1 pseudogene is annotated in these 278 nt (G+C 62.2%); it reads right to left on the reverse strand.

From position 1 onward, the window contains the following. Positions 1 to 87: 87 nt before the first annotated feature. A pseudogene (locus EN859_RS37780) lies at positions 88 to 278 on the reverse strand (hypothetical protein); the annotation flags it as partial.

Raw genomic sequence — 278 nt, forward strand, 5'->3', positions numbered from 1 at the left:
GCGGTTGGACCGCTGCTGGCCGCCTTCATCGTCGTGCCGCTCGGCCAGACCAGCATAGCCTGGTTTGCCGGCGGATCGCTGCCCCTTGCGCTGGTCGTTCGAGACGTCGTCGTATTTCAGCAGGTTCTTGCGGATGTCGAAGTTACGCGCCTCGACCTTCTTCTGCGCCTTTTCCAGCGCCTTGTTGATCCAGGGATGGATGATCGCCTCGTCTTCCTTGAGGCCGAGCTTCTGCAGCATGCCGTCCATGCGCATCTTCGGCTCCGAGCGCATGGACG

The sequence above is a fragment of the Mesorhizobium sp. M00.F.Ca.ET.216.01.1.1 genome, from assembly GCF_004010325.2.
Classification (GTDB): domain Bacteria; phylum Pseudomonadota; class Alphaproteobacteria; order Rhizobiales; family Rhizobiaceae; genus Mesorhizobium.